This window comes from Plantibacter sp. Mn2098, assembly GCF_049319745.1.
Classification (GTDB): Bacteria; Actinomycetota; Actinomycetes; order Actinomycetales; family Microbacteriaceae; genus Plantibacter.
In genome coordinates this window covers 21237-37239 of sequence record NZ_JBMOUH010000013.1, presented here as the reverse complement: position 1 = coordinate 37239, position 16003 = coordinate 21237, and the positions used below count along the sequence as shown (strand labels likewise).

Here is a 16003-nt window from a genome sequence, read left to right as displayed (position 1 = left end):
GGAGAGGCCTCGGCCCGTGTGCGGTTGCTCGCCGACTTCACCGCGCGACCGGGGCGGGAGGCGGACGTCGCACGACTCCTAGCCGACTACGCCGAACACGTGCGTGCAGAGCCTGGGAACATAGCGTTCGACGCTTACAGCGTCCAGAACGACGCAGTACGATTTGTTGTCCACGAGATCTATCGCGACGAAGCGGCTTTCGCCGACCACCTGAGCGCACCGCAGAATGCCGCCTTTAACGCGAGCCTCACCGCGTTCATCGTCGAACAGGCCACACGCTCCACAATGCTCGACTCGGTGCCGATCCGAACGACTGGAAAGAACCAGGACCGATCATGACCGCAGTGAACTCCTCCAACCTGACTGAGCTGGGGCGGTCCGTCGCCGTCCCGGAGTACGACAGGGCGCGAGTGCGCCCAGGGATCGTGCACATCGGAGTTGGCGCGTTCCACCGCGCACACGAAGCAATGTACATCGATCGCCTGCTGCAGCTCGGCGAGACCGAATGGGGCATCTGTGGCGTCGGCGTCCTGCCGACGGATGCGAGAATGCGCGACGTGCTCGCGGAACAAGACGCCCTGTACACGCTCGTGACGAAGGACCCGGCAGGGGGCGATGATGTCCGTGTGATCGGGTCGATCGTGCGGTACGCGTTCGCTCCGGATGACCCGGAGGCGGTGCTCGGGCTCCTCGCTTCCGACACGACACGCATCGTCTCGCTCACCATCACCGAGGGCGGCTATCTCGTCTCCGAGACTGGCGGCTTCGAGTTGGGCGCCCCGGGAATCGCCGCGGATCTCGTGCCCGGCGCCGTACCGGCCACCGTGTTTGGCTTGCTCACCGAGGCTCTTCGTCGGCGTCGTGTCGGGGGAGTTCCCCCGTTTACAGTGATGTCCTGCGACAACATCCCGGGCAATGGGGCCGTCGCTAGGACAGCGCTCTCCTCGTTCGCCCGGGCCAAGGATCCCGAACTCGGAGAATGGGTCGCCGAGAACGTCGTGTTCCCGAACTCGATGGTCGACCGCATCACCCCGGGCACGACACCAGAAGCGATCGCCAAGCTCTCGACGCGGCACGGCGTCGACGATGCATGGCCGGTCGTCTCCGAGTCGTTCGAACAGTGGGTACTCGAGGACCGGTTCACCCTCGGCCGACCGGACTTCGGCGCGGTCGGTGTGCAACTTGTCCCGGACGTTGCGCCGTACGAATCGATGAAACTGAGGCTGCTCAACGCTTCGCACCAGGCGATGAGCTATCTCGGTATTCTCGCGGGGTTCACCTTCGTCCACGAACTCGCGCGAGACCAACGATTCGTGACGTTCCTGCTGGACTACATGAGCTACGAAGCGATCCCGACCCTCGATCCGGTGCCTGGCATTGACCTCGCGTCATACCGGACGCAACTCATCGAACGATTCTCCAACACGGCCATCGCAGACACGCTGGCCCGTCAAGTCGTGGACGGATCCGAACGAATTCCGAAGTTCTTGCTCCCGGTGCTCCGGCAGCAGCTCGCCGTCGGCGGACGAATCGACCACATTGCACTCGTCGTGGCCGCCTGGAGCGTTTACCTCGAAGGGGCGACAGAGAGTGGCACGCGGATCGTCGTCGACGACGTCAGATCCTCGGAACTCGCCGCCGCCGTTCAGCTGGAAGCGAGCACACCCGGCGCGCTACTCGATCTCCGCGCGGTGTTCGGGGAACTCGGATCCGACGAACGGTTCAGAGCTGCTTACGTATCCGCGCGGGCGAGCATCGGAGCGGCCGGAGCGGTCGGCGCGATGCTCGCACTCCGGAACGGGGCGCCCAAATGAGGCTGAGCGAGGAGAGCTCTCAGGTTCTGCCCCACAGGGTCTCAGTGCCGTCGTACGACAGATCAGCGCTCACTGCCGGAATCGTCCAGATCGGCGTCGGCAACTTCCACCGAGCCCACCAGGCCATGTATATCGATCGGCTCCTCAACCTCGGGCTCGGCGCCGACTGGGCCCTCTGGGGGGTGAGCGTCAATGCGAAACCCGCGCGCATGCTCAACGAGCTGCGTGCGCAAGATCACCTCTACACACTCACCGAGAAAGCCCCCGACGGCTCGCGGTCCACACGGGTGATTGGCTCGATCCTCGGATTCGACAGTGCCGTGGAACGTCCGGAAGCAGTCCTTGCGCGCCTGGCTGATCCGTCCACTCGCATCATCGCGTTGACGATCACCGAAGGCGGCTACGGCATCGACCCGGCAACGGGACGGTTCTCCGGGGCGCAAGACCCGCTCATCTGCGAGGACCTGGCATCGGCGGCGTCGACGGCGTCCTGGCTGGGATTGATCGTGAACGCACTGCGCCGCCGCCGCGAGACCGGCGCGGGGCCGGTGACGATCATGTCATGCGACAACATCGAGGAGAACGGTTCGGTGACGCGTGAAGCGCTGACCGGTTTCGCGGCGAGAGTTGCGCCGGACATGCTCGAGTGGATCGACGAGAACACGTCGTTCCCGAGTTCGATGGTCGATCGGGTGACCCCCGGAACCACCCCGGAGGACCACGCGTATCTGCGAAACGCTTACGAGATCGAGGACGAGTGGGCCGTCACTTGTGAGCCGTTCACTCAGTGGGTCGTCGAAGACCGCTTTGTGAACGGCCGACCCGATTTCGCTGCGGCGGGGGTCGGCGTCGTCGACGATGTAGCGCCATTCGAACGGATGAAACTGCGCCTCGCGAACGGGACCCACCAGTCGTTGTGCTTCATCGGCGCTCTGCTCGGCTTCGACTACGTGCACGAGGCCATTGCCGATCCAGACATTCGTAGCCTGCTGCTTCGATACATCGATGAAGAAGCGGTGCCCACTCTTGATGCAATCGACGGAGTGGACTTCACTCGATGGGGGCGGACCGTGCTCGAACGATTCGGGAACCCGCAACTGCGCGATCCGATCTCACGGATCTGCGCCGAGACGTCGGACCGGATCCCGAAGTTCCTCCTCCCCGTCGTGCGGGACCGCCTCGCCCGCGGACTCCCGGTTGAGACCTGTGCCGCCGTGATCGCCAGCTGGGCGCGATACGCGACCGGCATCGACGAGTCTGGTGCGCCCATCGTCGTCGTCGATCCGCGCCGCGAACGGGTGATGGCTGCCGCTTCCCGAGCGACACGGCATCCGATAGATTTCCTCCGCCTCACCGAGATCTTCGGATCCCTCGCTGATGAGCCGGCTTTCGTCGCTCCATTTGAACGTGCCCTGTGGATGTTCCACCACTACGGTGCGCGGGTGTCACTTAGAGCGTTGAACGCGCAGTCAGTCGACGTCAATGGTTGAGCGGAAGCCGTGTTTCCCGGGCGCGAGTGGCGTACGGCGGAGGGTGCCTGCCGATCCCTTCGCGCTGGCAGAGCGCGTTCGCGCGATGAATAGGAATAACGGTCGTATCCTTGTTGGTATCGCTGGTCCGCCGGGCACTGGTAAATCGACGCTCGTTATGCAGATCGCTCAGTTACTCGTACCGCAGCTGTCGGTCGCGATCGTCCCGATGGATGGTTTCCACCTGAGCAACCGAATCCTGGAGGAGCTGGGACGGTTGTCGGAGAAGGGTGCGAGTGACACGTTCGACGACGCTGGCTATGCTGCGCTCATCGCACGAATTCGGGCCGGGCGTGAGGAGACGGTTTATGCGCCGGATTTCGATCACGGGGTAGGCGAGCCGATCGCCGGCTCGATCGCTGTTCCGCGATCGGCCGACGTCGTGCTCACCGAGGGGAACTATCTGCTTCTGCGAGCCGGGTCCTGGCCGCGCGCCAGGGAGGCACTCGATGAGACGTGGTACCTCCACACGCCAGCCGAACTCCGTCTTCCGCGACTGGTCGCGCGACACATCGTCGCAGGGAAATCGGCGCACGCTGCCGAAGCCTGGGTAACTGGGCCCGATGAGCGCAACGCCCGGGTCATCGAGGAGACCGAACGGTTCTCGGACCTAACGATCGTCGAAGCTTCGGAATGAGACAGGCACGATTTCCTGCCACGCGTAAACTTGTATCTGCCCCAAGAGGTGCGTAATTGCCCGGTTTCCTTTCAGAAGTGAAGCCAGAACGGTCCTAGGCCGCACAAGAGGTATGAGCGCAACGTGAATCGATGAGATAGAGACAACGCTTGCACCTCTCGATGGCATCATGCACAGCTGTGGGGCTCATGTTGCCGAAGCCGGGGGGCGATAGTCGTGAGTCACAACGACCTCCGGCTGGCTTAGCCTATGGAAGCCCACATCCTGCCGGAGGTCGTCACGACCTTGAAGGTTAGCAACGCCCCCGGATTATTCAGCCAGCGTTCATGGTGGTGACGAGTTCGTCGTAGTTGCCGTTGACCTCCGCGTAGCGCATCCACTTGACGCCCTCGACGAGAACCTCGGTGACGTCGGGCTGGGTCTCGAGGATGGTCATGACCTCATCGATGTAGTCGTCCAGCGGCAGGAAGATCTCGACCTGTGACTGACCTGGCATCAGCTCGGTGCGAAGACCGGGCGGGGTCAGCTCGACGACCTTGACGGTACTGCCGGCCAGCTGCAGGCGCAGGGTTTCGGTGAAGCGGTGGATGAACGCCTTGCTGCCGTTGTAGCTCGGCGTGATCGTCAGCGGCAGGTGCGCGAGACCGGAGGAAACGGTCATGATCGTGGCGTCAGAGCGCGTCTGCAGGTGCTCGACGAATGCGGAGATAAGCCGCAGCGGTCCGAGCACGTTCGTCTCGACCGTGCGCTCGGCGGCTTCGAGGAATCCGGCGACGTGGGTGTCCTCAGTGACCATGATGCCGGCCATCGTGATGACGACGTTCAGCTCTGGGTGCGCGGCCAGGACAGCGTCGCGGGCGGCGAGCACCGAGGTGTTGTCGGTGGTGTCGATGATGACGGTGTCGAAGCCGTGGTCCGCCTTCAGCTTTTCGAGGACCGCGGTGCGGCGTCCGCCGATGATGAGGGTGTTGCCGGCGGCCTGGAGGCGCTTCGCGAGGGCGAGGCCGATTCCAGAGGCGCCGCCGGGGATGAAGATCGTGTTGCCGGTGATGTTCACGGGCGAGTCCTTTCGTTGATGGATACCTGTTGAGTGTGCAGTGGATGCTGTGGCTGCGGGAGAGGAGTGGTTATCGAGGGATCGCGGATCCCTCCCTTTCGGGGCAGCCGTGCGGGCGGTTGCCGCTTCCCGGAGCAGGCACGTCTCTCTTGGCTTGCATCGACACTTCCCAGCGCCAAGAAAGGCGCGACGACCAGCGGATGAACCAGGTGATCCTTGCGGGTTGGACAGGGTCAGCGTGATCGAGAAAAGCGGGATAGTGCTCATCATTGCGGGTGCGCAGAGAATTAGCAGTTCGGACCCAGTAGCGTTTGGGCGAACCGGTGCTTCTGTGGTCGCCCTGTACCTCGAAGGGAGACCGCGGCTGCTGAGTCCGGCTCGTGACGGCGAATCTCGCGTGTCGCGGTCGGTCGAGTGCGGAGGGCCCTCCGCGACCTGCCGCAGGACGATATAGATGAGCTCAATGGTTTCAGGCCTCGGACGACAGTCGCTCGAGGCCGGCGGTGGTGATCTTCGGCTTGCCCGGCGCAATGTTCATCAAAGTGCGCGAGATGGCTGTCGACCGCAACTTTTTCGCGCGAGTCCAAACGGCCGGTCGCTTTGACTGCGGTCGGGAGCTGTGGCAGCCAGGTACTGTTGTGGTTGCCACACCGCCCCTTTCCTAGTTATTCGGTCGAGGGAAAGAGGGGACTCGGGATCGTGGGATCGGCGGTCCCTTCCTGCGGTCGTCGGGGGCACGGACAATGAAGCCATGGACCGCCATCAACTCGCCGACTTCTTGCGCCATCGGCGCGCAACCCTTCGCCCCGAAGATGTTAGCCTCCCCGCAGGAGTACGGCGCAGGGTCGAGGGGCTACGGCGAGTGGAAGTGGCAGACCTCACGGGCATGTCGGTGGACTACTACACCCGGCTGGAGCAGGCGCGCGGGCCGCAGCCGTCGACGCAGATGCTCGCCGCATTGGCCCGGGCCCTGCGCCTGACACGAGACGAACGCGACCACCTCTACCGGCTCAGTGGCCAGGCCGCTCCGGAACGTGCGGGTCTCGATACTCATGTTCTTCCTGCACTCCAGCGTGTGCTGGATCGCCTCGACGATACGCCGGCACTGATCCTGTCGACCCTGGCCGACACGCTGGTGCAGAACCGGCTGGCCACCGTGCTGTTCGGAGACCAGACCGCGTTCAGCGGGATGCAACGTTCGGGTATTTACCGGTGGTTCACCGACCCCCGGGAACGGCAGGTGTACCCGGCCGAGGACCATGCCCGGCAGGCCCGCGCCAACGTCGCCAGCCTGCGCGTCGCCTACGGCATCGGGGGAACGAACTCGCGCGCAGCACGCCTCGTTCACGAACTGAGCAAGATTAGCCGCGAGTTCACCACATTGTGGGCGGAGCATGAGGTGTCCAGCCGATTCGAGGATCACAAGGTGTTGGTGCACCCCGAAGTCGGCTTGATCGAACTGGACTGCCAGGCCCTGCTTTCGGAGGACCAGTCCCAGGCACTCCTCGTTCTGACCGCCGCCCCCCGCAGCGAAGCAGCCGAGAAGCTCGCCTTGCTCCAGGTCATTGGCCACCAACAATTCGATACCCACACCGCAAATCGCTGATCAACGCACTGAACCCCTCACCGAGACGGTCCAACCGCGCGACAGCGCGCCCGATGCCGGACGCCACGAATCACGAGAAGACCCAACACTGACGATCACCACAGCTGCCCACGGAGGCGCCACCACAGCAGATATCTCCGCCCTGTTCCAGGCGCAGCAGGTTCGATTCGCGTCCGACGCGACCAAGTCGCTCAAATGGCGACTGGATCAGCTCACCCGCCTCGAGCGCCTCATCGCCGAGAAGCAGGACGCGCTCGGTACCGCCCTCAACGCGGACTTCAAGGCGGCCGTGTGGGATGTGACGATCGAGTTTGGCATCTCCCTCGGAGCGATCGCGGAAGCGAGAGCGAATCTGGGCGCCTGGATACAGCCGACCGAGGCAGAACTGCCCGCAACCTTCGCGTCGAAGGGCTACCGGGCGCGCGTGTTCCACGACCCTTACGGGGTCACACTGCTGATCGCCCCGTTGGTGGCAATCCTCGCCGCCGGGAACCCTGCCATCGTGAAGCCTCGGAGGTGACCAGTCACACCGCCGGCGTGCCCGGCGAGCTGTTCCCGCCTATTTCGACGCCCACGACGTCGTCATGGTCCGCGGAAACCGCACCGTCGTGTCTGAGCTGCTGGAATTGCCGTTCGATTTCATCTTCTGCCCCGGCGGCGTCCCGGTCGGGAGGATCGTGATGCGGCGGCCGCAGAACACCTCACCTCGGTCGTCCTCGAACTCGGCGGGCAGAACCCGTCCATCGCGGACGAGACCGCGAACATCCCGACGCCGCTCGCAAGCTCGTCTGGGCGCGGTGGCGTTCGGCGGACAATGGTGCGTCTCTCCGGGTTACATGTACGTGCACGAGTCGGACGCGTTCGTGGCGGAAGCGAAGAAAGCGGTCGCGGAATTCTACGGCCCCGACCCGGAGCCGAACCCCGACCTGTCACGGATCGCATCCGCAAAGGATGTGGTGCGCTTGGCCTCTCTCATCGCCCCGGACAAGGTCATCACCGGCGGCCAGAGCGACGCCGACGCCTGCTACGTGGCCCCCACAGTGCTTTACCCGGTGTCCGACGGCGAAAAGGTCATGCACGAGGAGACCTTCGGCTCGATACTCCCGGTGCTTCCCTACTGCGACCTGGACGCGGTGGTTCGCGCGATCAAAAGCCGCCCGTCAGCGCTGTCGTCGTGCATCTTCAGCCGCGACAAGAAGCGAGTCGAGCAGCTGATCGCGGTTCGGCAACGGGGCAGTGAACCAGACCATGTTGCACCTGATGTTCTCCACTCTCCCCTTCGGCGGCGTCGGCGCCTCCGGGTTGGGACAGTACCTCGGCAAGACCGGATTCGACTCCCTCACCCACGCCAAGGCCATGCTCTTCTCGCCAGCAGACGAATCCGTCGACTTCGTGTTCCCTCCCTACGACGAGCAGACCCCGAATCGGCTCGCACAGCTCGTCGAGGAATGAGTCACGACGGTGCCTCACCTAGAGGTAGGCATTCACGTCGATGCTCGCCAGACGCTCCTTTGCGATGATGGGGGTGTCGTCACCCGTGGCGGTGACGACGCTCGCGTCGGAGGAGACGATCAGCATGCGCGGGACGTACGCGAGTGTGCGCACGAGGGCGCATAGCTCGGAACCGTTCCCATCGGGAAGGTGGTAATCGATGAGCGCGGTATCCGGGTGTGTGGTCGCGATCAGCGTGTAGCCGGAGGCGATGTCGGCCGCCTCGCCGACCACTTCGTAGCCGCGTGCGGCAAGCACAAGGCCAGCGACGCGGCGGAACCCCGCGTCGTCGTCGACCACAGCGATACGAACTGGCATGGCACCACTCTGCCTGCTTACGTCAACACAGACCATGTGGCTAACCCCATGGTCTGCGTCCGACCGCTATAACGTGGAGGCGAACAGAGGAGAGGCGAGCGCTTGAACCAACCAACAACCACGGCTGCAGTCCCGGGCGACATGGGACGGCTGATTCCCACGATCCTGTCAGCAGCGCCGCAACCCATCTGGGTCGTCGACGCCGATGGCTTCGTACTGTACGCCAACCCCGTCGCCCTGCAGACCCTCGGGTACGCGCACGCGGAGGAAATCGTGGGGCACGACAGCCATACGATCATGCATGGCACCCGCCCTGATGGGACCGTCTATCCCGCGTCCGAGTGCCGGATGCTGGAGCCGCTGCGCACTGGTGCGCCACTGTCAGGAGAGGAATGGCTACGTCGTACCGACGGCAGCTTCATCCCGATCACCTGGTCCTCCGCGCCCATCGAACTGCCCGGAGGGCGCGGCGCCGTGCATGCCTTCGTCGACATCACCGAGCGGCGTCAGCTGGAGCAGGAAACGAGGGAGCGGGAGCTGGCAGAGCTGCGTCGCATCGAGCTCCACGACGCACACATCCGGCTGATGGAGAACATCGCCTCCGCCCGGAGCCAGATCGTGCGTGACCTGCACGACGGCGCTCAGCAGCGGCTGGTCGCGCTCGCACTGCAGGCAGGGCTGCTACGGGAGAGTCTCAGCACGCCAGGCGACGATATTCTCGCGCTCCTGGATGGGATCGCCGTGGATGCGCAGGGGGCCATCGACGAGCTGCGTGAGCTGGCGTCGGGCATCCACCCACCTGTGCTCAGTTCCCGCGGGCTGGCAGCTGCCGTGCGCGCACAGAGCACCCACTCCCCGCTGCCGGTCTCCATCGCGGGCAACCTCGGCGACAGACGATTGTCCATGCTGATCGAGTCGAACGCCTACTTCTTCGTCGCGGAGGCACTCACCAACGCCGCCAAGCATTCGCAGGCCGGCCGCATCGACGTCGATCTCTCGATTGAGGTCGACATGCTGACCGTCACCGTCGCAGACGATGGCATCGGCGGGGTCGATCTCGAGCGATCCGGCACCGGTCTGCATAGCATGATCGATCGGGTGCAGGCGTTCGACGGCATCGTCGTGATCGACTCGCCGATAGGCGGCGGCACTATCATCCGCGCCCGAATCCCGCTCGCTGGCGGCGCCTCTCAGCCGCCTAGGTAGCGCAGCACCGCAAGCACCCGACGGTGCTGTCCGGTTTCGGTTTGCTGCAGGCCGAGCTTGGTGAAGATCCCAGTCACGTGCCGTTCCACGGCCGGCACCGTGACGAACAATACGGCCGCGATCCCGGCGTTCGAGTGGCCTTCGGCCATCAGCGCCAACACGTCCCTCTCCCTCGGCGTCAAGTGCGCGAGCGGATCATCGACACGGCGCCGACCGACGAGCCCAGCGATCACATCCGGATCGAGCGCCGAGCCACCCTCGGCCACACGACGCACCGCATCGACGAGCATATCGCCGCGGGCAATCTTCTCCTTCAAGAGATAGCCGACGCCCTCGGCGCGATCGCCGACGAGGTCCAACGCGTAGCGATCATCGAGATACTGCGAGAGCACGACAACACCGATCTGCGGGTGCGTACGCCGCAGCTCCATCGCGACCTCGAGACCGTCGTCGCCCATACCCGGCGGCATTTGGATGTCCGTGACGACCACGTTCGGTTCGTCGACCAGGGCGCGGGCGCGCAGCTCGGTCGCGTTGTCGACAGCCTCGACCTCCATGCCGCCGCGTTCAAGCAGCCGCACGATCCCTTCACGAATCAATGCCTGGTCTTCCGCTACGAGAATTCGCACACGCCCCACCTCCACGTTCAGCCTACGGCCCGCATCGAGTCGTGTAGGGCTAACCCCACGCATGGTCGGAGTTGATCATGGTGCGCCCTCGATGGGCCGGACGCACCGAACGGACAAGTCTGGAATCACCGCCCCGGAAGGCCAGAAACACCAGGCCGAACCGCCGGGAAGGATCCCCTTCCGGGGCTGCAGAACTTCCCGGAACCTCACGAAAGGTTGAAGACAATGAGCACGAACCAGATCCCCGACGCCGCCACCGACCCGCGCATCGACGCCGGCATCCGCCCCTTCCTCGCCGAGCTAAACAAGAACGCCTCCCCGTTCTGGGTGCTGCCCGGCGACCAGGTCCGCTCCACCCTCGCCACCATCGCCGACGCCGCCCACCGTGACATCTCTGGTGTCACCGTCGAAGAGAAGGACATCGAGGTCGACGGCGTGGCCGTGAAGATCTACATCCAGCGTCCCGAGGGCACCACCGGTGACCTTCCGGTGATCCTGTTCCTCCACGGCGGCGTCTGGATCGCTGGGGACTTCAACAACCACCAGGGACTGTCCCGTGACCTCGCCGTCGCCACCGGCTACGCCGTCGTGTTCGTTGAGTACACACCCATCCCCGACGCCATCTACCCCACCCAGCTGCGCCAATCGCTGGCGGCACTGAAGTGGATCGGCCGTGAGGGCGTCGCCAACGGCCTGGACGCCTCCCGTATCGCGGTGGCCGGCAACAGCGTCGGCGGAGACCTCAGCGCGGCGCTGGCCCTCTACGTCAAAGACCACCCTCAAGAGGGCGCTCCGGCGCTGAAGGCACAACTGCTGCTCTTCCCAGCGCTGGACTCCAACGTTGACTCGCAGTCCTACCAGGACTACGCCGACGGCCGCTTCCTGCCGCAGTCCTTCATGAAGTTCGGCTGGGACACCTACACGCCAACCGAAAAGGCCCGCGCGGAGATCTACGCGGCCCCGCTGAAGGCCAGCATCGAGCAGCTCACGGACCTCCCGCCGGCCGTCATCATGGTCGCCGAGAACGACCCGCTGCGCGACGAGGGCATCGCCTACGGCCGCAAGCTCTCCGAGGCCGGCGTCGAGGTCGCCACCGTCGAGTACATCGGCCTCATCCACGACTGGATGGCGCTCACCCCCATCCAGAACGTCGGCGGCGTCAAGGCCTCTTTCCGCCACGCGGCGGCCGACCTGACGCACTACCTCCGTTAGCAGGCTCGGTGGAGCGGGGCGGGGCCGAGACCGGCCCCGCCCCGCAAGCCGTCCCATCGCGGAAATCGACGACAAGTCAGAACGGACAACAGCGATGAGCAGCGACCACTTCGAACTTCGCAAGGCGGAGACCCTCCACGTACCGGCGGAACGCATGATCGTTCGCGCCTGGATCGAACTGCTCGGCGCCGGGATCGCCCTTTCCCGGGTCCGGCTGGTGAAGGCGTACCTCGAGCCCGGTGCGAGGACGGTCTGGCATTGCCATCACCGCGGTCAGACCATCCACGTCACGGACGGCGTTCTGCTGACGCAGGAACGAGGCACCGCGCCCGAACGTTTCACCGCCGGGCAAACCTCGGTGTGCGCTCCCGGCGTATGGCACTGGCACGGCGCCGATGATACCCATCTCCTCGCCCATATCGCCGTGATCGAGGAAGAAGATGACGGCGGCGAGGGAACCGGGGCTGAACCAGTCACCCAAGAGAAGTACGCCGCTGCCCTCCGCTCCTGAGCCGCGGCTCAGCTTCTCCTCCTCACGACGCTCAAAACCCGAGCCGAGTGGCACCGCTCTTCGCAGGCCGGCAGGCTTCGAAACTTCACAGAACGCACGAAGGGGGTCAAGGGTCAGTACAGCTTCTCTTCGGTTTAGACGGGAACGGTTCGAGCGACGGTCGGATCGGTGTGCGTCGCAGGACGAACCCGCCGTGGTAAAGAGCGCCTTCCGCTTTTTGCCCGAAGGCCCAGAATCCGGTGTCGTCGAGATACGCAACCCATTGCCGGTGTGCCCAAAAACGCCCCGTATACGCATCGGTGTGGCCACCACGGGTCTCGGAGTAGCGACCGTCCTGAGTGAGGAACTGCGTCATCCCTCGGCGAGCGTCCGTCCACGCTCCCACCCAATTCGGACTGGGATCGCCCGGACCGGCGACGAGACCGTCCCACGTCACAACGCGGTCCTCCAGGACGACCGCAAGGACGTCTCTCGAGTTGACGATGAGCATTTCACCGATGCGCGACGTAGGCACGGTGCCACGGATGACCACGAAGACAGCGGACCGACCGATCGCCAGCTCAAGATCGGTTCCGCGACCCTGAGCATCGATCGCGCTGTCGATCAGGATCGGGACCACGGAGGCGCCAGAAGCCTCAAGCACGAGACCGTCGCACAGATCGATCTGTTGCTTGGATCCGACCTGGGTCAGCACGCCGTCTGCCGCTACAACGTCGCCGCGTATCGTTCGCGACCGGGTGACGTGCAGGAGGGCGTCGCGCACGATGAGGGTGCGGGCTTCGAGGGCGGTCATCGTGAACGTGTCTCCGGTCGGAGCAGCGCGGGGTGTTCTGTCATGCGATCCCCTTCCAAAATGATGGCGCGAAACGCTGTGACAGACAGATCAGCGCTGCCGGGTAGGCCGGACGATGATCTCGTTCACGTCGACGTTTTCGGGTTGACTGATCGCGTAGCTCACGGCATGGCCGATGGCATCCGGTGAGATCGCCGCGGCTCGGTAATCGGTCATGAGCCCGGCCGCATAGTGGTCGGTGATGTGCTCGGCGAGCTCGCTCTCCACGACGCCGGGAGAGATGGTGGTGACACGGATCGAGGGGTCGGACTCCTGCCGGAGCCCTTCGGTGAGCGCCCAAGCGGCGTACTTCGTCGCCGCATAGATCGCTGACGTGTTCACGACCTGGTGCGCTCCGACCGACGCGATCGTGACGAAGTGCCCCGATCCTCGTTCGCGGAAGTGCGGCAAGACCGTGGCGATGCCGTTGTACAGGCCCCGCACATTCACATCGAACATGCGGTCCCACTCATCCACCAGCAGCGACTCCAACCGGGAGAGCAGCATCACCCCAGCGTTACCCACAAGCACATCGAGGCGGCCGTGGGTCGCGATCACCTCGGCGATCAGCGCGGAATAGGCGCCCCGGTCGGTGACGTCCAGGGTACGCGCCTCGGCGCGGTGTCCCTCTCCGGTGAGCTCGGCGACGATGCCCTCGAGCTGCTCGATCCGGCGTCCGGTGAGGATCACGTGGTGCCCCTCGCGTGAGAGCCGACGGGAGATTCCCGCGCCGATCCCGCTGCTCGCCCCGGTCACGAGCACAACTTTTGAGGTGTCGGTCTCGGATGCTGTCGTGCTGGCGGCGGGATCAACGTGCGTAGTCATAACCCCAGTTTCGATCTCCACGAGTCACCCCGGGAGGTCGCGTTGCGCCTGGGAGTGACGCGCCCTGCCTGCGCGTCACCGCAGCTCGTAGAATACGCAAGCGCGACTCTGTGATGCCCTGATTGGCCCGGTGCCTCAGCGCTTCTCCGGCGCGTCCGCGAGCTGCTGCGTGGCGGCCAAGGAGCCCAGCAGTGCGAGCGTTTCGGCGCTGGGACTGCCGGGCTCAGCCTGGTAGACCACGAGTTGCTGCCCGGGGGCGCTTCGCACATCGAACGCCTGGTAGTCGAGCGTCATCGGCCCGACCTGTCGGTGGTGAAACTGCTTCGCCTCATGCGTCTTGCCACGCACGGTCTGCCGATGCCACAGCCCAGCGAATTCCGTGCTCCCGCTGCTGAGCTCGTCAACGAGCGCCACCAAGGCGGGGTCATCGAGCCGTCGGCCCGCGGTCGATCGAAGGTTCGCGACCGATGCCTCCGCTGCCCGTTGCCAGTCAAGGTAGAACCGCCGCCCTTCCGGGTCGAGGAACGTCATCCGCAGCAGGTTGTCGTCGATCTCGAAACCCGAATAGAGGCCCCTGGCGAGCTGGTTGCGGGCGAGTACGTCGAGGGTGTCCGACAGCACCATGGCGGGTGTCGCGGGCCACGCGTCCATCAGCTGAAGCAGCTCTCGTGACACCTCCGGGCGCGGCATCCCGTGCAGGGGCGGAGGTACGAGATCGACCAGGTGGAACAGGTGCCGCCGTTCGTCATCGTGAAGATCCAGCGCCCGAGACAGCGCATCCAGAACCTGCGCGGACGGATGCGTCTCGCGACCCTGTTCGAGTTTCGTGTAGTAGTCGCTGCTGACACCAGCGATCACCGCGAGCTCCTCGCGTCGCAGCCCCGGCACCCGCCGGACGCCGGACGCGGTCATTCCGGCCTGCTCCGGGGAGACGAGCGCCCGTCGCGCCGTGAGGAACTGACTGAGCGGTGTCACGGGCATGTCTCCACGATAGGGCTCTCTTCCGTGAGCGTTCCAGGGCGCGCTGCGCTTATGGAACAGGCCACCTGGGACAATCGGACACGCGATCCCAGAGTGGAGACATGACCCTTTCGACTTGCCCTCCATTCAGAGCGAGTTCGCCCTCTCCACCGGCACGCTGGGATGGATCGTGTCCGCCTACCTCCTCGGAAACGGAGGCTACCTCCTGCTCGGAGGCCGGGCCACTGAACCTCATCGCCGCCGCGTGTTCCTTGCCTCCGTGGCCGTGTTCGGCATCGCGGGCCTGCTCGCCGCGCTCGCACCGGACGCGACAATTCTGATCGTGTTCCGCCTCATCAAGGGCGTAGCCGCCGGATTCCTCGTTCCCGCGGCGTTCTCCCTCATCACGAATCTGTGGACGAAACCGCAGGAACGCGGCCGCGCGATCGGAATGTTCGCCACCGCCGGCGCGGCAGGGTTCATCGGCGGCCTCGTCACGGAAGTCTCGTGGCGGCTCGCGTTCGCTCTGCCGATCCCGTTCGCGATCGCCGTCCTCATCTTCGCGCCACGAGTGATCCCACAGCCTGCGCAAGCCAGTGCCCGGGAACCACTCGACACCCCGGGGCACTCCTCGTCACCCTCGGGTTTGCCGTCTGCCTCTCCGACGGAGCCAGCGTCGGCTGGACCAACCCGCTGTTCCTGGCGATACTCATCGCGTGCTGGCGCTTCTTCTCGCATTCGGCATCCGCGAACGAGAGACCGCCAATCCGCTGCCGCCGCCGGCGTTTTTGCGCCGTCGCGGGACCGCCGGAAAGGAGCCTCCATCGCAGCGTTGTGGGCCGCGTACAACGGGTTCGCGCTCCTAGGCACCCTTGCGATGCAAGACACGCTGGAATGGTCACCGCTCCTCACCGGACACTACGGCGCGCCTCGGGGATATCGCGACCACCGCGCGCCTTCGATGGGCAGACTCGCCGGACGGATCGGGGCGAAGCCCCTGGTGATCACCGGCACAATCCTCCTCACCATTTCGTACGCCCTCTTCTTGCGTATCGACGAGCACGCCACCTTTCTCACCGTCTTCCTGCCGATCATGGTCGTCAACGGCCTCGGGCTCGCCTGCCCGTTCGCACCCCTGAACCTCATCGCCGCCGATCGCGTCCCGCCCGAACGCCAAGGACTCGCCGCGTCCCTGCCCAACACCGCCCTCCAACTCGGAGGCGCCATCATCGCCCGGTCCGCCGTCGGCCTGATCGGAGCCTTCATCCTCCCCAGCAGGCGGCGCCAACACATTCCAGACGACGGGCTCACGTCCCGCCAGCCCTGACACGCCCCAGACGAACACCCTCCTTCGAAAGCGGAACACCGCCACGTCC

General features: G+C 65.1%; 17 protein-coding genes and 1 pseudogene. 12 read left to right on the top strand and 6 right to left on the bottom strand.

Annotated features, from left to right (window positions below; all coding sequences use genetic code 11):
• The first annotated feature begins 18 nt into the window (after positions 1-18).
• From ACL9RL_RS18300 to ACL9RL_RS18285, 4 genes are read left to right on the top strand one after another with little or no spacing between them, the layout of a single operon-like run.
• Positions 19-339, top strand: coding sequence for a putative quinol monooxygenase (locus tag ACL9RL_RS18300; protein WP_422781722.1), 321 nt, complete (start codon positions 19-21; stop codon positions 337-339).
• Positions 336-1814 (top strand): mannitol dehydrogenase family protein, encoded by a 1479-nt coding sequence (locus ACL9RL_RS18295; protein WP_422781721.1) that lies wholly within the window; start codon positions 336-338, stop codon positions 1812-1814. Before ACL9RL_RS18300 ends, ACL9RL_RS18295 begins: the two co-directional genes overlap by 4 nt.
• Positions 1815-1858: 44 nt before the next feature.
• Positions 1859-3304, top strand: a complete 1446-nt coding sequence (locus tag ACL9RL_RS18290) for a mannitol dehydrogenase family protein (RefSeq protein ID WP_422781720.1) — start codon at positions 1859-1861, stop codon at positions 3302-3304.
• Between the two features lie 43 nt (positions 3305-3347).
• Positions 3348-3980, top strand: coding sequence for a nucleoside/nucleotide kinase family protein (locus ACL9RL_RS18285; RefSeq protein ID WP_422781719.1), 633 nt, complete (start codon positions 3348-3350; stop codon positions 3978-3980).
• A gap of 313 nt (positions 3981-4293) precedes the next feature.
• Here ACL9RL_RS18285 and ACL9RL_RS18280 read toward each other — a convergent pair whose 3' ends face one another.
• Positions 4294-5037, bottom strand: a complete 744-nt coding sequence (locus ACL9RL_RS18280) for an SDR family oxidoreductase (protein WP_422781718.1) — start codon at positions 5035-5037, stop codon at positions 4294-4296.
• A 751-nt stretch (positions 5038-5788) separates the two neighbouring features.
• Here ACL9RL_RS18280 and ACL9RL_RS18275 point away from each other — a divergent pair.
• The 4 genes and pseudogenes from ACL9RL_RS18275 (at position 5789) to ACL9RL_RS18260 (ending at position 8095) form a co-directional block, all read left to right on the top strand.
• Entirely contained in the window at positions 5789-6643 is an 855-nt protein-coding gene (locus ACL9RL_RS18275; protein WP_422781717.1) for a helix-turn-helix transcriptional regulator, read from the top strand.
• Positions 6603-7163 (top strand): hypothetical protein, encoded by a 561-nt coding sequence (locus ACL9RL_RS18270; RefSeq protein WP_422781716.1) that lies wholly within the window; start codon positions 6603-6605, stop codon positions 7161-7163. Before ACL9RL_RS18275 ends, ACL9RL_RS18270 begins: the two co-directional genes overlap by 41 nt.
• Positions 7164-7227: 64 nt before the next feature.
• A pseudogene (locus ACL9RL_RS18265) lies at positions 7228-7851 on the top strand (aldehyde dehydrogenase family protein); the annotation flags it as partial.
• Between the two features lie 52 nt (positions 7852-7903).
• On the top strand, positions 7904-8095 hold the full coding sequence (locus ACL9RL_RS18260; protein WP_422781802.1) for a hypothetical protein: 192 nt from the start codon (positions 7904-7906) through the stop codon (positions 8093-8095).
• An 18-nt stretch (positions 8096-8113) separates the two neighbouring features.
• Here ACL9RL_RS18260 and ACL9RL_RS18255 read toward each other — a convergent pair whose 3' ends face one another.
• Positions 8114-8452, bottom strand: coding sequence for a response regulator (locus tag ACL9RL_RS18255; RefSeq protein ID WP_422781715.1), 339 nt, complete (start codon positions 8450-8452; stop codon positions 8114-8116).
• Positions 8453-8593: 141 nt separating this feature from the next.
• Between ACL9RL_RS18255 and ACL9RL_RS18250 the strand changes: the two genes are divergently transcribed.
• Positions 8594-9658 carry a PAS domain-containing sensor histidine kinase gene (locus ACL9RL_RS18250; protein WP_422781714.1) on the top strand — a complete coding sequence of 355 codons (1065 nt, stop codon included), beginning with the start codon at positions 8594-8596 and terminating at the stop codon, positions 9656-9658.
• On the opposite strand, the gene ACL9RL_RS18245 is transcribed toward ACL9RL_RS18250, so the two are convergent.
• Positions 9643-10287 (bottom strand): response regulator transcription factor, encoded by a 645-nt coding sequence (locus tag ACL9RL_RS18245; protein ID WP_422781713.1) that lies wholly within the window; start codon positions 10285-10287, stop codon positions 9643-9645. The two genes, ACL9RL_RS18250 and ACL9RL_RS18245, sit on opposite strands and share 16 nt — an antisense overlap.
• 225 nt (positions 10288-10512) lie before the next feature.
• Here ACL9RL_RS18245 and ACL9RL_RS18240 point away from each other — a divergent pair, with 225 nt between their 5' ends.
• Positions 10513-11499: an alpha/beta hydrolase gene (locus tag ACL9RL_RS18240; protein ID WP_422781712.1), complete on the top strand. Its 987-nt coding sequence runs from the start codon at positions 10513-10515 to the stop codon at positions 11497-11499.
• Between the two features lie 94 nt (positions 11500-11593).
• A complete protein-coding gene (locus tag ACL9RL_RS18235) occupies positions 11594-12010 on the top strand; it encodes a cupin domain-containing protein (protein WP_422781711.1) in 417 nt (138 codons plus the stop codon).
• A 106-nt stretch (positions 12011-12116) separates the two neighbouring features.
• Here ACL9RL_RS18235 and ACL9RL_RS18230 read toward each other — a convergent pair whose 3' ends face one another.
• From ACL9RL_RS18230 to ACL9RL_RS18220, 3 genes are all read right to left on the bottom strand, one after another.
• Positions 12117-12803 (bottom strand): Atu4866 domain-containing protein, encoded by a 687-nt coding sequence (locus ACL9RL_RS18230; RefSeq protein WP_422781710.1) that lies wholly within the window; start codon positions 12801-12803, stop codon positions 12117-12119.
• A gap of 90 nt (positions 12804-12893) precedes the next feature.
• Positions 12894-13667, bottom strand: a complete 774-nt coding sequence (locus ACL9RL_RS18225; protein WP_422781799.1) for an SDR family oxidoreductase — start codon at positions 13665-13667, stop codon at positions 12894-12896.
• Between the two features lie 135 nt (positions 13668-13802).
• Positions 13803-14579, bottom strand: coding sequence for a helix-turn-helix transcriptional regulator (locus ACL9RL_RS18220; protein WP_422781709.1), 777 nt, complete (start codon positions 14577-14579; stop codon positions 13803-13805).
• Between the two features lie 184 nt (positions 14580-14763).
• On the opposite strand from ACL9RL_RS18220, the gene ACL9RL_RS18215 reads away from it, so the two are divergent.
• On the top strand, positions 14764-15954 hold the full coding sequence (locus ACL9RL_RS18215; RefSeq protein WP_422781708.1) for an MFS transporter: 1191 nt from the start codon (positions 14764-14766) through the stop codon (positions 15952-15954).
• Positions 15955-16003 lie beyond the last annotated feature (49 nt).

Bases quoted from the DNA above. Each gene is read 5' to 3' on its own strand.
- ACL9RL_RS18295 (WP_422781721.1), top strand. From the start codon at position 336: ATGACCGCAGTGAACTCCTCCAACCTGACTGAGCTGGGGCGGTCCGTC.
- ACL9RL_RS18275 (WP_422781717.1), top strand. From the start codon at position 5,789: ATGGACCGCCATCAACTCGCCGACTTCTTGCGCCATCGGCGCGCAACC.
- ACL9RL_RS18260 (WP_422781802.1), top strand. From the start codon at position 7,904: ATGTTCTCCACTCTCCCCTTCGGCGGCGTCGGCGCCTCCGGGTTGGGA.
- ACL9RL_RS18255 (WP_422781715.1), bottom strand. From the start codon at position 8,452: ATGCCAGTTCGTATCGCTGTGGTCGACGACGACGCGGGGTTCCGCCGC.
- ACL9RL_RS18250 (WP_422781714.1), top strand. From the start codon at position 8,594: ATGGGACGGCTGATTCCCACGATCCTGTCAGCAGCGCCGCAACCCATC.
- ACL9RL_RS18240 (WP_422781712.1), top strand. From the start codon at position 10,513: ATGAGCACGAACCAGATCCCCGACGCCGCCACCGACCCGCGCATCGAC.
- ACL9RL_RS18235 (WP_422781711.1), top strand. From the start codon at position 11,594: ATGAGCAGCGACCACTTCGAACTTCGCAAGGCGGAGACCCTCCACGTA.
- ACL9RL_RS18230 (WP_422781710.1), bottom strand. From the start codon at position 12,803: ATGACCGCCCTCGAAGCCCGCACCCTCATCGTGCGCGACGCCCTCCTG.
- ACL9RL_RS18225 (WP_422781799.1), bottom strand. From the start codon at position 13,667: ATGACTACGCACGTTGATCCCGCCGCCAGCACGACAGCATCCGAGACC.
- ACL9RL_RS18220 (WP_422781709.1), bottom strand. From the start codon at position 14,579: ATGACCGCGTCCGGCGTCCGGCGGGTGCCGGGGCTGCGACGCGAGGAG.